This window comes from Rhizobium sp. AAP43 (assembly GCF_001296045.1).
In the GTDB taxonomy this organism is placed as follows: domain Bacteria; phylum Pseudomonadota; class Alphaproteobacteria; order Rhizobiales; family Rhizobiaceae; genus Allorhizobium.
Window position 1 is genome coordinate 156,267 of the sequence record NZ_LJHS01000009.1, and the last position, 16,851, is coordinate 173,117.

The 16,851-nt window shown below is 61.2% G+C and carries 15 protein-coding genes; 6 read left to right on the forward strand and 9 right to left on the reverse strand.

What is annotated here, in order from left to right; all coding sequences use genetic code 11:
* Positions 1-92 precede the first annotated feature (92 nt).
* The 4 genes from IP76_RS08335 to IP76_RS08350 all read right to left on the reverse strand — a co-directional run bounded on the left by IP76_RS08335 (position 93) and on the right by IP76_RS08350 (position 7,371).
* Positions 93-1,088, reverse strand: a complete 996-nt coding sequence (locus tag IP76_RS08335; RefSeq protein ID WP_054157744.1) for a hypothetical protein — start codon at positions 1,086-1,088, stop codon at positions 93-95.
* 173 nt (positions 1,089-1,261) lie between these two features.
* A complete protein-coding gene (locus IP76_RS08340; protein WP_054157803.1) occupies positions 1,262-3,172 on the reverse strand; it encodes a methyl-accepting chemotaxis protein in 1,911 nt (636 codons plus the stop codon).
* A gap of 211 nt (positions 3,173-3,383) precedes the next feature.
* Positions 3,384-5,303, reverse strand: coding sequence for a methyl-accepting chemotaxis protein (locus tag IP76_RS08345; protein ID WP_054157745.1), 1,920 nt, complete (start codon positions 5,301-5,303; stop codon positions 3,384-3,386).
* Between the two features lie 202 nt (positions 5,304-5,505).
* A complete protein-coding gene (locus tag IP76_RS08350; protein WP_054157746.1) occupies positions 5,506-7,371 on the reverse strand; it encodes an ABC transporter ATP-binding protein in 1,866 nt (621 codons plus the stop codon).
* 408 nt (positions 7,372-7,779) lie between these two features.
* On the opposite strand from IP76_RS08350, the gene IP76_RS08355 reads away from it, so the two are divergent.
* Positions 7,780-8,238, forward strand: a complete 459-nt coding sequence (locus tag IP76_RS08355; RefSeq protein WP_054157747.1) for a tRNA (cytidine(34)-2'-O)-methyltransferase — start codon at positions 7,780-7,782, stop codon at positions 8,236-8,238.
* Between the two features lie 217 nt (positions 8,239-8,455).
* The gene (locus IP76_RS08360; RefSeq protein ID WP_245281423.1) at positions 8,456-9,865 is read left to right on the forward strand and encodes a cell envelope biogenesis protein OmpA; all 1,410 of its coding nucleotides are present in this window, start codon (positions 8,456-8,458) and stop codon (positions 9,863-9,865) included.
* Positions 9,866-9,915: 50 nt separating this feature from the next.
* On the opposite strand, the gene IP76_RS08365 is transcribed toward IP76_RS08360, so the two are convergent.
* Entirely contained in the window at positions 9,916-10,875 is a 960-nt protein-coding gene (locus IP76_RS08365) for a flagellar hook associated protein (RefSeq protein WP_197278318.1), read from the reverse strand.
* Between the two features lie 177 nt (positions 10,876-11,052).
* A complete protein-coding gene (locus IP76_RS08370) occupies positions 11,053-11,310 on the reverse strand; it encodes a hypothetical protein (RefSeq protein WP_054157749.1) in 258 nt (85 codons plus the stop codon).
* Between the two features lie 143 nt (positions 11,311-11,453).
* Between IP76_RS08370 and hemF the strand changes: the two genes are divergently transcribed.
* The 3 genes from hemF to IP76_RS08385 all read left to right on the forward strand — a co-directional run bounded on the left by hemF (position 11,454) and on the right by IP76_RS08385 (position 13,151).
* Positions 11,454-12,368, forward strand: coding sequence for an oxygen-dependent coproporphyrinogen oxidase (gene hemF / locus IP76_RS08375; RefSeq protein ID WP_054157750.1), 915 nt, complete (start codon positions 11,454-11,456; stop codon positions 12,366-12,368).
* A gap of 170 nt (positions 12,369-12,538) precedes the next feature.
* Positions 12,539-12,814 (forward strand): hypothetical protein, encoded by a 276-nt coding sequence (locus IP76_RS08380; protein WP_054157751.1) that lies wholly within the window; start codon positions 12,539-12,541, stop codon positions 12,812-12,814.
* A 142-nt stretch (positions 12,815-12,956) separates the two neighbouring features.
* Positions 12,957-13,151 (forward strand): DUF1059 domain-containing protein, encoded by a 195-nt coding sequence (locus IP76_RS08385; protein ID WP_054157752.1) that lies wholly within the window; start codon positions 12,957-12,959, stop codon positions 13,149-13,151.
* A gap of 22 nt (positions 13,152-13,173) precedes the next feature.
* Here IP76_RS08385 and IP76_RS08390 read toward each other — a convergent pair whose 3' ends face one another.
* From IP76_RS08390 to IP76_RS08400, 3 genes are read right to left on the reverse strand one after another with little or no spacing between them, the layout of a single operon-like run.
* The gene (locus IP76_RS08390) at positions 13,174-14,430 is read right to left on the reverse strand and encodes a CCA tRNA nucleotidyltransferase (RefSeq protein WP_054157753.1); all 1,257 of its coding nucleotides are present in this window, start codon (positions 14,428-14,430) and stop codon (positions 13,174-13,176) included.
* Positions 14,427-15,059: a CoA pyrophosphatase gene (locus IP76_RS08395; RefSeq protein WP_054157754.1), complete on the reverse strand. Its 633-nt coding sequence runs from the start codon at positions 15,057-15,059 to the stop codon at positions 14,427-14,429. The genes IP76_RS08390 and IP76_RS08395 overlap by 4 nt, the downstream gene beginning before the upstream one ends.
* Positions 15,056-15,679 (reverse strand): DUF1285 domain-containing protein, encoded by a 624-nt coding sequence (locus IP76_RS08400; protein ID WP_054157755.1) that lies wholly within the window; start codon positions 15,677-15,679, stop codon positions 15,056-15,058. Before IP76_RS08400 ends, IP76_RS08395 begins: the two co-directional genes overlap by 4 nt.
* Positions 15,680-15,834: 155 nt before the next feature.
* Between IP76_RS08400 and IP76_RS08405 the strand changes: the two genes are divergently transcribed.
* Positions 15,835-16,848, forward strand: a complete 1,014-nt coding sequence (locus IP76_RS08405; RefSeq protein ID WP_054157756.1) for a MoxR family ATPase — start codon at positions 15,835-15,837, stop codon at positions 16,846-16,848.
* Positions 16,849-16,851: the final 3 nt, after the last annotated feature.

Here is a 16,851-nt window from a genome sequence, read left to right on the forward strand (position 1 = left end):
GCAAAGGCAAGAAGCGGTGAACGGTGTGCAAACCAGAAGCCACCCCGTCTCAGCACATGCGCGTGGGCGTCCCTGCCCGGCTTATGCCGCGGTCATAGGCCTGCATTGCCGTAGAGCGTCTCGTAGCGCCGCGACGTCCCGCCGCTGACATCGGCAAAGAACGGGCCCGCCTCCTCCCGAAGCTCGGCCCTTTGCAGCATCTTCGCAGCCTCACCATAGAAGCGCGCCGGCGGCACCGGACGATAGGTGCGCGCGCATCCAAAGTGTTTTTGCAGCGCTGGGGCCTGCGGCACGGCACGCCCGACCACGCCCTCGACATTGGCAATGATGCGACCCAGCTTGTCACAAACGGTCTCGATATAGCTCTCGGAGGTCGCCGCAAGCACCAGTCCGAGCTCGTCCTGCGCGGTCCAGAAAGCCTGTTCATCACTGTGCAGCAGGCGCTTGGCAAACCGTCCGACCGTGTTGTGCACATAGCTTTCCGCAGCACCAGCCTGCGGCTGGCGAAGAGCTGCAAGCCCTCGGATATGGCAGAGCAAAAGGCTCACGCCCTGCTCGACAGCGGCGTGGGAAAAGATTTCGGTAAGATGCTGTTCCAAGGCACTGTAATCACTGAGATCGACGGGCAGCTGAGCTTCCAGCATACGGGCCCGCGCAGGAACCGGCATAGGCACGACAGTCGGCTCAATGAATGAAATTGCCGAAAGAACCGCAGCAAGCGCCTGATCTAGCTTGCTTCTATCGACCAGTTCAGGTTTGCCGTCGACCATGCGCAAGAGATCGGCGGTGCCGATTTCAGCGGCAAGTCCTGTCAGCGCAGACTTGAGGTTGACCGCGGCCGCCCTGACTTCTGCCGCCTTGGCATGATCTCCACCGAAGCGTTTCGCAAGCCCTGCCACCGCCTCCTCGGTGATCGGCTGGCCGAGCTCGACAAAGGCCTTGCGCAGTGCAGGGTCCGTTCCGGTCAGCACACCGAGCACCACCTGGTAGTTTTCGGCCTTCAGGGGAATTTTGTGTTGCGTCAGAAAAGCCAGCGCGCGCCGCCCGAGACGGTCGAAATCGATATCGTGACCGATGCCCTTCTCCATGCCGCAACCTCCGATCGCCAGGGCGCCAGATTAGCAACTACGAAACAAACATTGGTTTCAGACTTTGTTAAAATTTGTCCGGACGCCCCGAAACGGTTTGCAACGCGCCGTCGCAGAAACACAGACGGAGCCACAAGGGCCCCCTCTGCCAAATCAAGGTGAAGTCATGGCCTTCAGAATTCGGACCAATCCTTCGCCACGGCCGCGTTACCCTGGAAGGCTCGTGCGACCTTGCCGGCCATGCCGCGCGCCGGCGACGGCACCGGCCGACTGCTAGGCGCAACATGAGCCGGATACCCCCGCTCCGACTGTCCGGCCAGACGGAACTGCGCTGTCAGCTCGCGCAGCGCATTGGCCTGCTGGGCAAGACCATGTGACGAGGCCGTCGACTGCTCGACCATGGCCGCATTCTTCTGCGTACCCTGGTCCATATGGTTCACGGCCGCGCTGATCTCCTGCAGACCGGTGGACTGCTCCCGCGCCGAGGTGACGATCGCTGCGACATTGCGGTTGATTTCCTGCACCTGGGTGACGATCGCCTCAAGAGCCCGGCCGGTTTCGCCAACCAGCGCCACGCCGCTGCGAACCTGATCGCCGGATGCGGTGATCAGCACCTTGATTTCCTTGGCGGCATTGGCCGAACGCTGGGCCAGTTCACGAACTTCCTGGGCAACGACAGCAAAGCCCTTGCCCGCATCTCCCGCACGCGCCGCTTCAACGCCGGCGTTGAGCGCCAGAAGGTTGGTCTGGAAGGCAATGTCGTCGATCACGCCGATGATATTGGAGATCTGGCTCGACGAGTTCTCGATCTTCTGCATCGCATCGACGGCACGACGGACGACGTCCCCCGAATGTTCCGCACCCTGCTTGGTCCGGCCGACCAGGGCACCCGCCTGTTCGGCACGCTGAGCCGAATCCTTGACGGCCGTGGTGACCTCGTCGAGCGCGGCTGCGGTCTGCTCGACCGAGGAGGCCTGCTGCTCGGTTCGCTTGGAAAGATCCCCTGATGCGGCCAGCATCTCGTTGGCACCGGCGTCGATGGCGCGCGCGTTTTCAACCACATCGCGCATGACATCATGCAGGCGGGTAACAGACTGGTTGAAGTTAAGGCGCAGCGCATCAAGTTGGGCAGCGAAGCCTTGATCGATCTTCACGGTGAGATCGCCATCGGAAAGCCGCTGCAGGCCGGAGGCGAGCTGCTCGACGGCAAACTGCACCTCGGCCGCCTCACGCGCCTTCTGTTCTTCCCGCGCCAGCCGTTCCGTCTCGCTCAGCGAGCGGTCGGCTTCAGCCTGCAATTCGAGACGCTCGCGCTCAAGCGCGTTTTCGCGGAAGACGCTGACGGCGGCGGCCATCTCACCGATTTCATCATGCCGTCCCTCATGCGGGATCACCGCAGCCGTATCACCCTCGGCAAGCTTCTTCATCGAAGCCGTAATCTCCCCGATCGGGCGGGTCACCCGGCTGATCGAGACGAGTGCGGCGGCAAGAGCCAGCAAGGCTGCAAAGACAACGGCCGCAAGGGTCGAATAGCGCGCCACGTCCGAGGCCGCAGCACTGGCTTCGCGCTCGGCACTGCTCAGAGCGACATTGTCGGCAATCATGTCTTTCAGGATCTTCCCGGCCTCGCCTCCGAGCGGCACCATTTTGGCGATGGTATCCTTGGCCTGGTAGAGCTTGGAGGCCATGGCCTGCGCAACGAATTGCTCACCCAGCGCCGAATAATCCCGCATGACGGCTGAATAGGCGTCGAAGCGCTCGCGCGCCTGGGGGTCCTGGATACCTGCGCCATAGGCCGCAGAAGCGGTATCGAGCGCGGTGATCGACACCTGGAGGCTTTCGACCAGCGCCTTCTTGTCGTTGGCATTGCTGGCATTCAGGATCATCAGGTAAAGGCGGCGCACCTCACTGAGCTTGGAGTCCACATCGGCAACGCTCAGTGAACGACCGCTAAGTGCGTTCAAACGCGACATCTGGCCATTCACCTGATCAATAGACTGGACGGCCATCACACCCTGCAAAATGGAGACACCGACCAAAAGTGCGAAAAGCATCGGCAGGAGAAGGCTGATCTTGAGCTTCATGACAAATGAAATCCCGACTTGAAAATTGGCATTGCGCAGAAAAAAACACTGCAATTTCTGCCTGACAGGGCGGGTCTAAGAAAACCTTACCGGGAAATGGGGGATTCTTGCCTCTCGGCCCGTCGTCCACGGGATATCAGTGGGCGACAAACGAAAAATGGGGCATCGCTGCCCCATCTTCACTTCGTGTGCCTGCTCGGTCGAGCGAGGTTTAAAACTCGCTCCACTCCTGTGCGACGGCAGCATTGCCCTGGAAAGCACCGGCGATCTTGCGACCGAGAGCCCTGGCCGGAGACGGCACGGGCTGGCGTGCGGCGGTGGCAACTGCGGGCATGGTCCGCTGTGCACCGGCATCGACCTTGAACTGGGCCATCAACTGGCGAAGCGCCGTCGCCTGCTGCGCAAGAGCATGACTTGCTGCCGTCGACTGCTCGACCATGGCCGCATTTTTCTGCGTGCCCTGATCCATCTGGTTGACGGCCATGTTGATTTCCTGGAGGCCGGTCGACTGTTCGCGAGCCGAGGTAACGATCGCCTCGACATTGCGATTGATCTCCTGCACCTGGATCACGATCGCGTCGAGCGCTCGGCCAGTCTCGTCGACCAACGCCACGCCGTTGCGCACCTGATCGCCAGATGCCGTGATCAGCGCCTTGATCTCCTTGGCCGCATTGGCCGAACGCTGAGCCAGTTCACGCACTTCCTGGGCAACGACCGCAAAGCCCTTGCCGGCTTCACCAGCGCGTGCCGCTTCGACACCGGCATTGAGCGCCAGCAGGTTGGTCTGGAAAGCAATGTCATCGATCACGCCGATAATGTTGGAGATCTCGGACGACGAATTTTCGATCTTCTGCATCGCATCGACGGCGCGGCGAACGACTTCACCGGAATGCTCGGCACTTTCCTTGGTGCGGCTGACGAGAGAGCCAGCCTGTTCGGCGCGGATGGACGAATCCTTCACTGCAGTCGTCACCTGTTCAAGCGCGGCTGCCGTCTCCTCGACGGAAGAAGCCTGCTGTTCGGTCCGCTTCGACAGGTCGTCGGCAGCAGCCAGCATCTCGTTGGCGCCGGCATCGATCGAGCGGGCATTTTCGCCAACCGAATGCAGCACATCGCGCAAGCGGTTGATCGACTGGTTGAAGTTGACACGCAAGCCATCGAGCTGGGCAGAAAAGGCCTGGTCGAGCTTGACCGTCAGATCACCGTCCGAAAGACGCTGCAGGCCGGAGGCGAGCTGGTCGACGGCAAACTGCACTTCAGCCGCTTCCTTCGCTTTCTGCTCTTCCCGGGCCAGACGCTCGGTTTCGCTGAGGCTGCGATTCTCTTCCGCCTTGCGCTCCAGGTTGGCGCGCTCAAGCGCATTGTCACGGAACACGGATACGGCCGCTGCCATCTCGCCGATTTCGTCGCGGCGGTGATCGAACGGAATGGCCTTCTGTGTATCACCACGGGCGAGCCCGTTCATCGATGCGGTGATCGCCGAGATCGGCCGGACAATGCGTTGAAAGCTGAAGAAGGCAGCGAGGGCGGCGATCAGCGTGCTGATCACGACCGAAGCGATCGTCGCATTGATGGCGAAGCTTGATATCTCGTCGGCATTGGTCAGAGCCGTCTGCGTGGTTTCGGCATTGGCGCTCAGCATCTCCTGCATGAGCCCACCCAGGGTCTTGGCATTGGCTGCCATCTCGCCGGAGAACAAGGCCTTTGCCCCTTCCCGATCGCCGGCCGCCGCCATGGTGACCAACTGCTTGCCCTGACGATCGTAGTCGGCCATTGCGGTGCGCATGGCTTCGAAGCGGGCCTTGGTCGCCGGCAGCGTGATCATTTTTTCATAATCGGCAAAGGCGGCATTGCGCTGTTCGATGGCGGTTTGGGCCGCGGCCTCCCTGCTCGCGACCTCCTCGCCAGGATTGGCGCTCAGCAGCAGCGCATAGGTGCGCCTGACTTCTGCAAAGGTGTCGTTCATGCGCGAAACGCCGATGGTCCGTGGCAAACGTTCGCGGCCGATCACATCGACCTGCGCCTTCACGTTGCTGATGAAATGGGTCGCAAGAATGCCCTGGCCGATACCAAAGGCCACCACCACGGCAAAAAGCACGGGCAGCAAGGTCCTGATTTTAATGTCTGACATGAGTAGATTCCGGGGAGGAGAGACGCATGCCGCAACATGTCAGGAAGCGCATCGAGCCTGACCGAAAAAGGGACGTTTCATGTCCGTGGAGTTGCGACGGACCCAGCTCTACCCGGCAATATTTAAAGAATTCATTTATTATAACAAAAAACAGTAGGTATCACGACCAATTGAATCCAGAGGCCGGAATGGTGGAGGCGGATCACTCCGCCGCCACCTCCTTCGCGCTCCCGGCATCGTGCTGGTCCGCCAGGAAACCACCCGATTGCCGGTTCCAGAGGTCGGCATAAATGCCGCCATTGGCCACCAGATCGAGATGCGTTCCCTCTTCGACGATCCGTCCCCGGTCGAGAACGATCAGGCGATCCATCTGCGTCAAGGTCGACAGGCGATGGGCAATCGCGATCACCGTCTTGTCCTCGATCAGCTTGAACAGGCTCTCCTGGATCGCCGCCTCGACTTCGGAATCAAGTGCCGACGTCGCCTCGTCGAGGATCAGGATCGGCGCGTCCTTGAGAAAGACGCGGGCGATCGCGATCCGCTGGCGCTGACCGCCGGACAGCTTGACGCCCCGCTCGCCAACATGCGCGTCCAGTCCCCGACGTCCCTGCTGGTCGGACAGTGCCTCGATGAAGTCCCAGGCATTGGCACGCTTCGCCGCCTCCATCACCTCGGCATCCGTGGCATCAGGCCGGCCATAGGCGATGTTGTCGCGGATGGAGCGATGCAAAAGGGACGTATCCTGCGTAACGACACCGACCAGCGCTCTCAGGCTGTCCTGCGACACGGTTGAGATATCCGTGCCGTCGATCAGGATCTTGCCCTTCTCGAGATCGTAGAACCGCAGCAGCAGGTTCATCAGCGTCGTCTTGCCCGCCCCGGAGCGGCCAACGAGACCAACCTTTTCGCCTGCCCTGATGGTCAGCGAGAAGTCCTCGATGACACCCTTTTCCTTGCCATAGTGGAAGCGCACGCCATCATAGACAATCTCGCCCTTCGGCGCTTCGAGCGCTTTTGCACCAGGTTGATCGACAATGTCATGCGCCTTCGTCATCATGCTCATGCCGTCATAGACGGTGCCGATGTTTTCGAAGAGCGATGCCACCTCCCACATGATCCACTGCGACATGCCGTTGATACGCATGGAAAGGCCGATCGCCACGGCGATCGCGCCGACGGTGACGGTTCCGTTCAGCCAGAACCAGATGCCAAGGCCAGCCACCAGGAACTGGACGAGCACATTATTCATGTCGACGCAGATGTTCAGAAGCGAAATCTGCCGCATCTGGCGATGCACGGTGCCAAGGAAGGCATCCATCCCCTCGCGCGCATAGACCTCTTCGCGACCGGCATGCGAGAAGAGCTTCACGGTGCCGATATTGGTATAGCTATCGACAATCCGGCCCGTCATCATCGAGCGGGCATCAGCCTGCTCGCTGGACGATTTGCGCAGCTTCGGAATGAAGTGGCGCAAGATCAGCGCATAGATCACCAGCCATGCCACCAGGGGAATGCCAAGCCGCCAGTCCACCGACGCGACCAGCGCCAGCATCGAGACGAAGAAGGTCGTCGCATAGATGAAGACGTCGATCAGTTTCATCACGCTTTCGCGGATGGAGAGTGCCGTCTGCATGACCTTGGTCGAGACCCGGCCCGCGAATTCATTGGCGAAGAAGGTCATCGAGTGACGCAGGAGGAAACGGTGCATTTGCCACCGTGCGATCATCGGAAAACTGCCCGCCAGCACCTGATGCATGGTGATCGTGTGCATGATGCCGAGCAGCGGCATGCCGAGGAGAAGCAGCGCCGCCATCCACATCAGCGTGCCGCCTTCCGTCTGCAGGAACGTGTCAGGATTGGCTGTCGAGAGCCAGTCGACGATATTGCCGAGGAATTGGTAGAGCAGGACTTCCACGACCGCGATCAGGCCCGAACAGGCGCCAAGCACGACCAACCACCAGCGCGCCGCCCGCGTATAGTGCCAGCAGAAGGCGATCAGCCCCTTCGGCGGCAGCACAGGATCGTCGGACGGATAGGGATTCAGGCGGTTTTCGAACCACGAGAACATGAGATGTCTCCGAAATGGATAGGCGCAGCCTGACGGATATGCGGTGTCGCGACGGCGCGAAATGTCAATGAGGAAGGCCTTGTCGGCCTCAGGACGAAATTACCGGTGAAAGAAGGGCGATGAACTCGCCGTCACGCAATCAGGGTAAAAACGCGGAATGGCGTGTGAATACCAGATCGATCCATCAATGGCCCTCCCGCTTGCGTGTTGAACAGGCACTCTTTCTACCGTCCTGTTCAGTTTTTGACCATAAGCCTCTTCGAAAGGCCGGGCATTCCACCGTGACTGTTGCAAGAGAGGCACAGCCAGGGCCCATGGTGGATCGAGAAGAAGGACCACTGGCGCGAAGCAGGCCGCCGTTTGCCACCACGCTTGAGCCGCGCCGTCACCTGTCGTAAGCAAACCGCCATGACCGACTTGCGCATCGCCCTGTTCCAGCCCGACATTCCCGGCAATACCGGCACGATCCTGAGGCTTGCCGCCTGTCTTGGGCTGAAGGTCGATATCATCGAGCCCGCCGGTTTTGTCCTGTCCGACAAAAATCTCAGGCGCGCCGGCATGGATTATCTGGCCAGCGTCGCCATGACCCGGCACATCAACTGGGACCGCTTCGACGCCTGGCGGCTCAGTGAGGGACGCCGGCTGGTGCTCGCCTCGACAAGGGCGGCCCTCCCCTATACCCGCCTCGACTACCGGGCGAATGATATTCTCCTCTTCGGTCGCGAAAGCGCGGGGGTCCCGGAGCATGTCCATGACCTTGCGGAAGAGCGCGTGCTCATTCCCATGGCCGAAGGGCAGCGGTCGATCAACGTCGCTCTCTCCGCCGCAATGATCGCTGGCGAAGCCATGCGCCAGACAGGGCCCTGACGCCGCTTGCGCTTGCCATTTTCTGCCTGCTGCCATCCCAGACCCCCTCTTTTCAAATCGACGAAACAATCATCGGACCTCAACCACCCTTGAGGTCAAGTGGCGCGTTTGGCTACAGCGAAAGTCTGGGCTTGAATACCCGCATGAAGCGCTTGAAAGATTGCTAATTCACCCGAAAGGCGGTATGCTGCGGCGCAACATTACGGGAGTTGGAGCCATGTTCGAGACAGCATTTGCCCTAGGCCTGACGCAGTTCGCACGATCCTTGAGTTTCCCCGAACGGCTCAGCCGCCGCCCCGTTCGAAACGCCGCCCTCGAGCCCTGGCGGCTTCGCAACACCGGGCTTGACGCACTCTATTATGACGTGAAGGCCCTGACGGCCGAAGAAACCTTCTATGTCAGCGACAGCATCGCCTCCGAGGGGCTGATCATGATCGTGCCGCCGACCGGCCACGGCATGCTGACGCTATGCGACAGCGTCGAGGAATACCGGCTTCGCGGCGGAAAAGACGTCCATTCCATGGCCGTCGCCGGCATTGGTGGCTCGGCGATCGGGGCTGCCGCCTTTGCCCGTAACGTTGCCGATGCACTTGGACAGCCGGTTGCAGCCGTGGTCTCGGGCTATGGTCTCGGTGACCTTGTCAACGAGGCAATCGGCGGCGCATTCCTCTTCGGATGGATGGGCCATATCCGCGGAAATCTGGAGGCCATCGACGATGCGGTCGGCCGCCCCAAACTTGGGGCCTACGGGCAGCGGGCCGCAGACACGAACCCAGCGCGCCGCACCGGACTGGATAGCGATACGGTCGCAACCCTGCTGGCCGACAAGGATCTATCCTTTACCTTCATCGCGGGGCACTCGCGCGGAAACAAAGTCATTGCCGACGCCCTCTTCACACTCAAGCGCAACGACCCGGAACGTCTCGCAACCCTTGTTGATGCCTGCCGCGTCGTCACCTTCGGCGGTCGCATCAAGATGCCGGAGGCCTTTACCGAAGTCATCGATGTCGTTGGCGAACTGGACTGGTTTGGCGAACTGAATTCTCGCCCGAAAATCCCGGCAGACCTGAAAGTGCCATTCTGCGGTCATTCGACCAATACCGACCTGCCCGGCACACTTCACGTCACAAAGATCCTCAAGGGCATCATGGCCCGGGGCGCTGTGGTCGAAACGCCAATCTTATCGACGGCGCCCGAGGCCGCACCTGAGGAAATCCCGGCAAGCACACTGCCTGCCGCGCCCGTGACGGCGCTCGCGCCTAAAACCGAAATCCCGCCCGAGCCCGCCGTGGAAGCCAAGCCAGAGCCAATATCGGCCCTCACGGAGGAACCCGTGGCCGCGGTCGAAGTTGCCAGCACCACGGCCATCGACCCGCAGAGCCTACCCGTTGCGACCCAGCTGGACGTCACGGACAGCGCCGAGGAAGCGGTACCGACATCGCTCTCCACAGCTGTGATGGAACCGGCAATTCCTGTCGAGCCCGCCACCACAGAGCACGTTTCGGAACCTCTGACCGCACAAGCGGAGGCTCCGGTTACAACGAAAGCCATCGCGCAGCCTGCGTCAAAGCCCGTCGTCCTGCCGCGCAGCAAAGCCAAGCCTGCCGCTGGCAAACGCCGCCGCTGAGACACGAAAGCCGCCAGAAAACCGGCGTCTTTCCATTTTTTATCAGAGGCTTACAGGAAAAGGCTCAACTTCAGCGACATGGAGTTGTTGGCGATGTTGAGCCCACTCGCCTGCAGCTGTCGCTGAGCGCCGAGCGCTGCCTCGCGGGCGGACTGCTCGCCCATATCGGCATCCACCAGCTGACTGACAGCCGCGTCGTTCAAGCCCTGCAGATCCTCGACGAAATCGACATTGGCCGAAATTCGGTTGCGTGTCGAACTGACATCGGCGCTCGCCCCAACCATGTCGATCATCACGCGATTGAGCGTCGTGATCATCCCGTCGAGTTCGTCACTGGTTGTGTTCTGATCGACGCGGATCTCGCGCGATGCATTGCCATTACCGACTGCGGATCCCGCGTCGAGGAGGTAATAATTATAGTTCACGCCGCTGATCGTTGTGCCGGAATAGGCCCGCGTCAACATGCCATCGGCCGCATCCTGCTTCGAAATCAGCGTAGAGTTGCCGGTGTCGAAGTCGATCATGTTGATCGAGAGGTCGCCGGCGCCATTGCTGGTCACGGATGCCAGCAGCGCAGCGACCTTAGGGCGGCTCCCCTCTTCCACCTGCAGCCAGTTTTCCCCCGCAAAACCACCAGATACTGCGATTGAGGCCAGTTGCCCCTTCATCTCATTAATGTCACTGCCAATCGTGGCACGGTTGGCCCCGACAGATTTGGCAATGATCAGTTTCTGCTGGATCTGGGCGACGACATCGGTGGCCTTGTCGAGCCCACTGGCGGCTGTATCGGTCATTGCGGCTGCAAGGCTGTTCGCATCCTGGACTGCCGTCATCGACAGGCTCTCGGCGCGCATCGTGGTGGCGATCGACCAGTAAGCGGCGTCATCTTGCGCACGGGCAACGGTCTTGGCCGATGCGGTCTGGCGCTGGGAGGCGTCCAGGGCGACGGAAGACGCCGCAAGCCGCGAGGCCGCGCTGGTCGAAGTCGGATTGAACGAAACTGAGGTCATGGAGAACTCGCCACCTGTCATGTCGCTTCATGGGCGGCATCATGCCGTCCGTCGTCATGGGGCATACTGACAGGCAGCATTTGTATTTCGATTGATCGAAACATTAGAATTTTAGCAAGACTTCAGATCGCATCGCTTTTTCACGATCAAAGCCAGTTTGTCTCAACAGCCTGACTTTCAGTCGGCCGATGACAGACGCCGCATTGTGAATTCGATCTGATCGCCCTCGAGTTGGCGCCAGCTCTCGACCTCTGTCCAATAGGCAGCCTTTGGAAAGGCATTGAACCATTCGCGCGCCGTCGCCCGGGCTTCCTCTCGGGATTGGCAGTAGGTTTCCCTGACGAATTGAGAGGTTCCCCCAAGCGCGGCATGGGCGCGCTGTTCGGCAATGCGCTTCTTCAGGCCGTGAAATGACGGCGGACCGGGCATCTTCATCGTGACATCCCTCGCATGCGTGCAACTTTAATGCGCCTTCGCGTTCTTGGCGAGAAGATTTTCCGGGGACGCAAAGCCCGCCTCGGTGGCGGCCCGGTCTCGGACCTGATAAGGGCTGAATGACCGCAAAGGGGGAGAAGACCATGGAGCGACCGGACCTGCCAAAGGGGCTGCCCGACGATATCGAGGCGAAGAAGGCCACGGCCCGTGCCTGGTTCGAAAGCCTCCGCGACAGCATCTGCGCCTCCTTCGAGACCATCGAGGACGAGCTCACCGGCCCCCTTTCTGATCGCCCCGCCGGTCGCTTTGTCGCAAAGGACTGGCAGCGCGACGACGGCAAGGGCGGCGGCGGCCGCATGTCGATGATGGAAGGCCGCGTCTTCGAAAAGGTCGGTGTCCACACCTCCACCGTCCATGGCGAATTCTCACCCGAATTCCGCAAGCAGATGCCAGGCGCCGAGGAAGACCCGCGCTTCTGGGCCTCCGGCATTTCGCTGATCGCCCACCCCGTTAACCCCAACGTCCCGACCGTGCATATGAACACGCGCATGGTCGTTACCTCAAGCCAGTGGTTTGGCGGCGGTGCTGACCTCACCCCCGTGCTTGATCGCCGCCGTACCCAGGATGATCCAGACACGCTCGCCTTCCATGCCGCCATGCAAAAGGCCTGCGAGGCCCATCCGAGCGTTGCTGATTATCCTGCCTACAAGGAATGGTGCGACCGCTACTTCTTCCTGCCCCATCGCAACGAGGCCCGCGGTATCGGTGGCATCTTCTACGACTGGCTGCATCACGAGGCCAATGCCGGCGGCTGGGAGGCAAATTTTGCCTTCACCCGCTCTGTCGGCCAGGCTTTTGCGGCAATCTATCCGCAGATCGTCCGGGCCAACTTCAACGCTCCCTGGACCGATGCTGACCGCGAGGAACAGCTTGTCCGTCGTGGCCGCTATGTCGAATTCAACCTGCTGTACGACCGGGGCACGATCTTCGGCTTGAAGACGGGCGGAAACGTCGAATCGATTCTGTCATCGCTACCACCGATGGTACGCTGGCCCTGAATTTTCGTGGGCAATCGTTTGCAACAACGTTCACAGGCCCTCACGAAAAAGAATGGCCTGTCTTTCTGAGTGCTTAGCGAATCACGCCTCGGAAATTGACGCATCGCATTGCGTTTCAGCATCTTCTTGAGCATCCTGCCCCTGCACGCACTATCGAGGAGGGATATGCGATGACCTGGCAGACCGCTGTAATCAAGACGCGTGTGAGTAAACCCGCCGAGCGCATGATCGATGGACCCGAGTTGATCGATCGACTGGCGGAACAGTTGCGTGCTTCGAGTGACGTTGAGCTGCCCCATTCTTATTTCGTCGAGCAGGTACGGCTCGGTCTCGCAGGCAATGACCTGACGGATCGCGTGGCTGCAAACGACGTGGAAAGCGGAACACATCGCGGCAAGGGAGGATCAAGCCGCTCTGTCTTCCATTCCTGGGCCATACCAGACTAGTGCCGAAACAGGCCTTTTGAGATCCACCGCGCAACTGACCTCCGGCCCGCCTCTGCGCGGGCCGTTTTTTTTGTCGCATCACCGAGTGAACAAGCCCGGGGCTGAATGGTTATGCCTCGAGCATAAACAGGAGGAGACGAGCATGAAAAAGTTCCAATGCGGAACCCTGGTCCCTGGATGTGACTGGCACACCCGCGCCGACGACGAGGCAGAAGTGGTTCGCCGAACGGTCGAACATCTCCGCATCACCCATGGCGAGGAGGTCATCCGCCCGTCAATGATCGACCACATCAAGACCCGCATCACCGAAGAGATGCAAAACTCGCGAACCAACTGAAAAGGCTGCGCCAGGCCCGAGGTTACTTCGCCGCCAGTTCGGCGCCTCGGGCGAGCAACCGTTCCCGATCCAGGGTGAAGCTTGATGCAATCCAGCTTTCTTCGAGCGTGCCGAGGATCTCGCCGATCCTCGGACCGGACGGGACACCGCAGGCCAGGAGATCACTTCCCTTGATCGGCATGACCGGGCGGACAAAGGCCTCCGCCCGTTTGAGAAGAGCAGAAAGCCGCGCGCTGCGCGTCATTGCCTTGGGATCACTTTCAGCATTCGCGCGCGTTGAAGCCAGGTCCAGCTTCAAGACGGCGATGAAGCCTTCCTTGCCAAACCGATAGAGATCGCGGTCAAAGGCCACGTCCGTCACGGTGTCCTGCGGCTTTGGAGTGCGCGCAAAGCGTTCCAGCGCCAGAGCCTCGGCATTGGATAGTCGGATCCGTGTCGCAAGCCCGGCCATCCGGCCCGCATCCTTCGGCACGATCGCAGAAAGGCGCAGCAAGGGGTCCGGCGTCCAGCCCAGGGCCTGTTCGGCTGCAATCAGCCCGGGGATCGCGTCGATACCCCACTTCTCGCTTTCAGGCAGAATTTCTGTGAGAACACCGGATTGCCGCATCCAGAGCAGGGCACGGCCTGGGTCCCGCGCCGACAACAGCTTCTTGAGTTCACTCCAGACGCGCTCTGCCGACAGCGACTTCAGCTGGCTCCGCGCGCGGGCACAGGCCTTCAACCCCGTCGCATCGGGCCTGCCACTGCCGTAATAGGCAAAGAAACGGAAGAAGCGCAGCACCCGCAGATAATCTTCGGCAATCCGCTGTTCCGCATCGCCGATAAAGCGGATCGTCCGGCTCTCGATATCGGCAAGCCCGCCGACGAGATCGACCACTTCGCCATCGGCCCGCGCATAGAGTGCATTGATCGTGAGGTCTCGCCGATCGGCATCTTCCTGCCAGTCCGCGCCGAAGGCGACCTGCGCATGACGCCCGTCGGTCTCCACATCGCGCCGCAGCGTCGTCACCTCGAAAGGCTGCCCGTCGACCACCAGCGTCACCGTGCCATGGGCGATCCCGGTCGGCACCGCCTTGATGCCGCGCGCAGCCGCCCGCCCCATCACCTCTTCCGGCAGAAGGGTCGTGGCCAGGTCGATATCGCCGACGGCAAGATCCATCAGACTGTTCCGAACGGCACCGCCCACCACCCGCGTCTCAGCCCCGTCCTTGTTGAGGAGGGTGAGGATCTTCTGCAAGCCGGGCGACTGAAACCAGCTCTGGTTGGCGAGGTTCGTCATGCATAGAGCCTTTCGTAAAGTGTCCGGATGATCCCGGCCGTAATGCCCCAGATATGCCGCTCGCCATAGGGCATGACATAGAAGTGCCGCACCGCCCCCTGCCACATCCGGCTGTCCTGCCGATGATTGGCAGGGTCCATGAGAAAGGCGAGCGGGACCTCGAAAACGCTGTCCACTTCATGCGGATTGGGGGTGATGGTAAAGCCGCCGCGAACGACGGACAGAACCGGCTGGATGCGAAAGCCGGTGCCTGAGAGATATTGCGGCAAGCGGCCAACCGTCTCGACATAAGCCCGATCGAGCCCGATCTCCTCTTCGGCCTCACGCAATGCGGCCTCTTCCGGCGATGTGTCGGTGTCGTCGATCCCGCCACCGGGAAAGGCAATCTGGCCGGCATGTTTGCGAAGCTTCGCGGTCCGCTGGGTGAGGATTACCCGCGCCTCCCCGCCATCATCGACCACCCCGATCAGCACGGCTGCATCCTTCAGCTTCAGCTGCTCGATCGCAAGAATGGCGTCCCGGTTCAGCGCATGGTCGCCATGATCACGCCAGGCATGGTCGAGCGGCACACCCATCTGCTCGAGCGCCCTTGCACGGAAATCAGCGGCCGAAAACGGGACTGCACTCATCGCGACAAACGGTCCAGCTCATCGGCGGGCATGACAGGAAACACCGCCGCGCCCGAGCGCAGACAAAACATCTCGCGCCCGTCCACGGTGATGACCTCGCCGCGATCGACAAGGTCATACATGACTGCCCGCGAAACCAGCGCATCGAGCCGGCCGCGCACCCGGAGATAGGGCTTCAGCTCCTGCGTCTCGCCAGCGATCTCAAAGCGCAGCGGATGGTCCGCATCCGCTTCGACAAGATCCCCGACATTCGTCCGGAAAAACAGGACAGGCTGCCCGTCCCGCTCGGCCACACTCATCTCGACGGCGATGAAATGCGCATCCTCGACCCGGATACCAACCTTTTCCACAGGTGTGACGAGATAGGTTTTCCCGTCTTCGTCCTTGCGCAAGACCGTCGAAAACAGGCGAACCAGGGCTTCCCGGCCAATGGGGGTACCCATGTAGAACCAGGTGCCGTCAGCCCGGATTTCCATGTCCAAATCGCCGCAAAACGGCGGTTCCCAGCGCTCCACGGGGGGTAGGCCCGGCTTGCCGCCAGCGGTCTGGTCCGAGGCGCGCGCGATCATCGCCGCAAGCCCGGCCGCATCCGTCTCAGCTTTCAGCGTCTCGCCTGCCATAGTCGCGTCCCGGTTTCTTCTGTAAGCATGATAGTCACGAGATAGTCATTCGAAACGCGCTTGTCAGCCGTCAAGTCGCCAATAAGTTAGTTTCATAAGCTTCAGCACGCGCGAATGTTCGATTCGCCACGCGACGCAACCGATCGGAGCAGACCATGGGCGTGATGCCAAATCCGGATTCCGCACTCGACGAGAAGGCAATCATCGAACAGGCCGAGAAGGCACTGCACGATATCGCTGCGATCCGCGCCGAAGTCGCCAAAGTGATCTTCGGGCAGGAAAAGGTTGTCGAGAACACGTTGCTCGCCATTCTCTCCGGCGGTCATGCGCTTCTGGTTGGCGTGCCCGGCCTTGCCAAGACCAAGCTGGTCATGACGCTCGGCACAGTGCTCGGCCTTCACGGCAACCGCATCCAGTTTACGCCGGACCTGATGCCTTCCGATATTCTGGGAACGGAAGTCATGGACCAGGACGAAAACGGCCGCCGCTCCTTCCGCTTCGTCAAGGGGCCGGTCTTCGCCCAGCTCCTGATGGCCGACGAAATCAACCGCGCAAGCCCGCGCACCCAGTCTGCCCTTCTGCAGTCGATGCAGGAATATCACGTCACCATCGCCGGCCAGGCCTACCAGCTGCCGGCCCCATTCCACGTGCTCGCCACCCAGAACCCGCTGGAGCAGGAAGGCACCTATCCGCTGCCGGAAGCCCAGCTCGACCGCTTCCTGCTGCAGGTCGACGTGCTCTACCCGGAACTGGCCGCCGAACGGCAGATCCTTCTCGACACGACCGGCATCGCCGAGGGCAAGGCCAGCGCGGTGATCGACAGCACGCGTCTCCTGGAAATCCAGCGGCTGATCCGCCAGATGCCGGTCTCCGACGCCGTGGTCGACGCGATCCTCACCCTCGTCCGCTCGGCCCGTCCCGGCCACGGCAGTGCCGAGACTGACAAGCATGTCGCCTGGGGTCCAGGCCCGCGCGCTGGCCAGGCACTGATGCTCTGTGCCCGCGCCCGCGCCCTCTATGAAGGCCGCCTTGCGCCATCGATCGACGATGTTGCAGCACTGGCCGAACCCGTTCTCGAACACCGCATGGCGCTGACCTTCGCGGCACGCGCCGAGGGCATGACGGTACGCGACGTGATCGCCGGCCTCGTCAAGTCCCTGCGCGGCTGAGGA

What these genes read in the sequence shown, in the direction of transcription:
- IP76_RS08405 (WP_054157756.1), top strand. Translation starts at nt 15,835, where the DNA reads ATGGGCGTGATGCCAAATCCGGATTCCGCACTCGACGAGAAGGCAATC.
- IP76_RS08345 (WP_054157745.1), bottom strand. Translation starts at nt 5,303, where the DNA reads ATGTCAGACATTAAAATCAGGACCTTGCTGCCCGTGCTTTTTGCCGTG.
- IP76_RS08335 (WP_054157744.1), bottom strand. Translation starts at nt 1,088, where the DNA reads ATGGAGAAGGGCATCGGTCACGATATCGATTTCGACCGTCTCGGGCGG.
- hemF (WP_054157750.1), top strand. Translation starts at nt 11,454, where the DNA reads ATGGAGCGACCGGACCTGCCAAAGGGGCTGCCCGACGATATCGAGGCG.
- IP76_RS08380 (WP_054157751.1), top strand. Translation starts at nt 12,539, where the DNA reads ATGACCTGGCAGACCGCTGTAATCAAGACGCGTGTGAGTAAACCCGCC.
- IP76_RS08385 (WP_054157752.1), top strand. Translation starts at nt 12,957, where the DNA reads ATGAAAAAGTTCCAATGCGGAACCCTGGTCCCTGGATGTGACTGGCAC.
- IP76_RS08370 (WP_054157749.1), bottom strand. Translation starts at nt 11,310, where the DNA reads ATGAAGATGCCCGGTCCGCCGTCATTTCACGGCCTGAAGAAGCGCATT.
- IP76_RS08365 (WP_197278318.1), bottom strand. Translation starts at nt 10,875, where the DNA reads ATGACCTCAGTTTCGTTCAATCCGACTTCGACCAGCGCGGCCTCGCGG.
- IP76_RS08350 (WP_054157746.1), bottom strand. Translation starts at nt 7,371, where the DNA reads ATGTTCTCGTGGTTCGAAAACCGCCTGAATCCCTATCCGTCCGACGAT.
- IP76_RS08395 (WP_054157754.1), bottom strand. Translation starts at nt 15,059, where the DNA reads ATGAGTGCAGTCCCGTTTTCGGCCGCTGATTTCCGTGCAAGGGCGCTC.
- IP76_RS08340 (WP_054157803.1), bottom strand. Translation starts at nt 3,172, where the DNA reads ATGAAGCTCAAGATCAGCCTTCTCCTGCCGATGCTTTTCGCACTTTTG.
- IP76_RS08400 (WP_054157755.1), bottom strand. Translation starts at nt 15,679, where the DNA reads ATGGCAGGCGAGACGCTGAAAGCTGAGACGGATGCGGCCGGGCTTGCG.
- IP76_RS08390 (WP_054157753.1), bottom strand. Translation starts at nt 14,430, where the DNA reads ATGACGAACCTCGCCAACCAGAGCTGGTTTCAGTCGCCCGGCTTGCAG.
- IP76_RS08355 (WP_054157747.1), top strand. Translation starts at nt 7,780, where the DNA reads ATGACCGACTTGCGCATCGCCCTGTTCCAGCCCGACATTCCCGGCAAT.
- IP76_RS08360 (WP_245281423.1), top strand. Translation starts at nt 8,456, where the DNA reads ATGTTCGAGACAGCATTTGCCCTAGGCCTGACGCAGTTCGCACGATCC.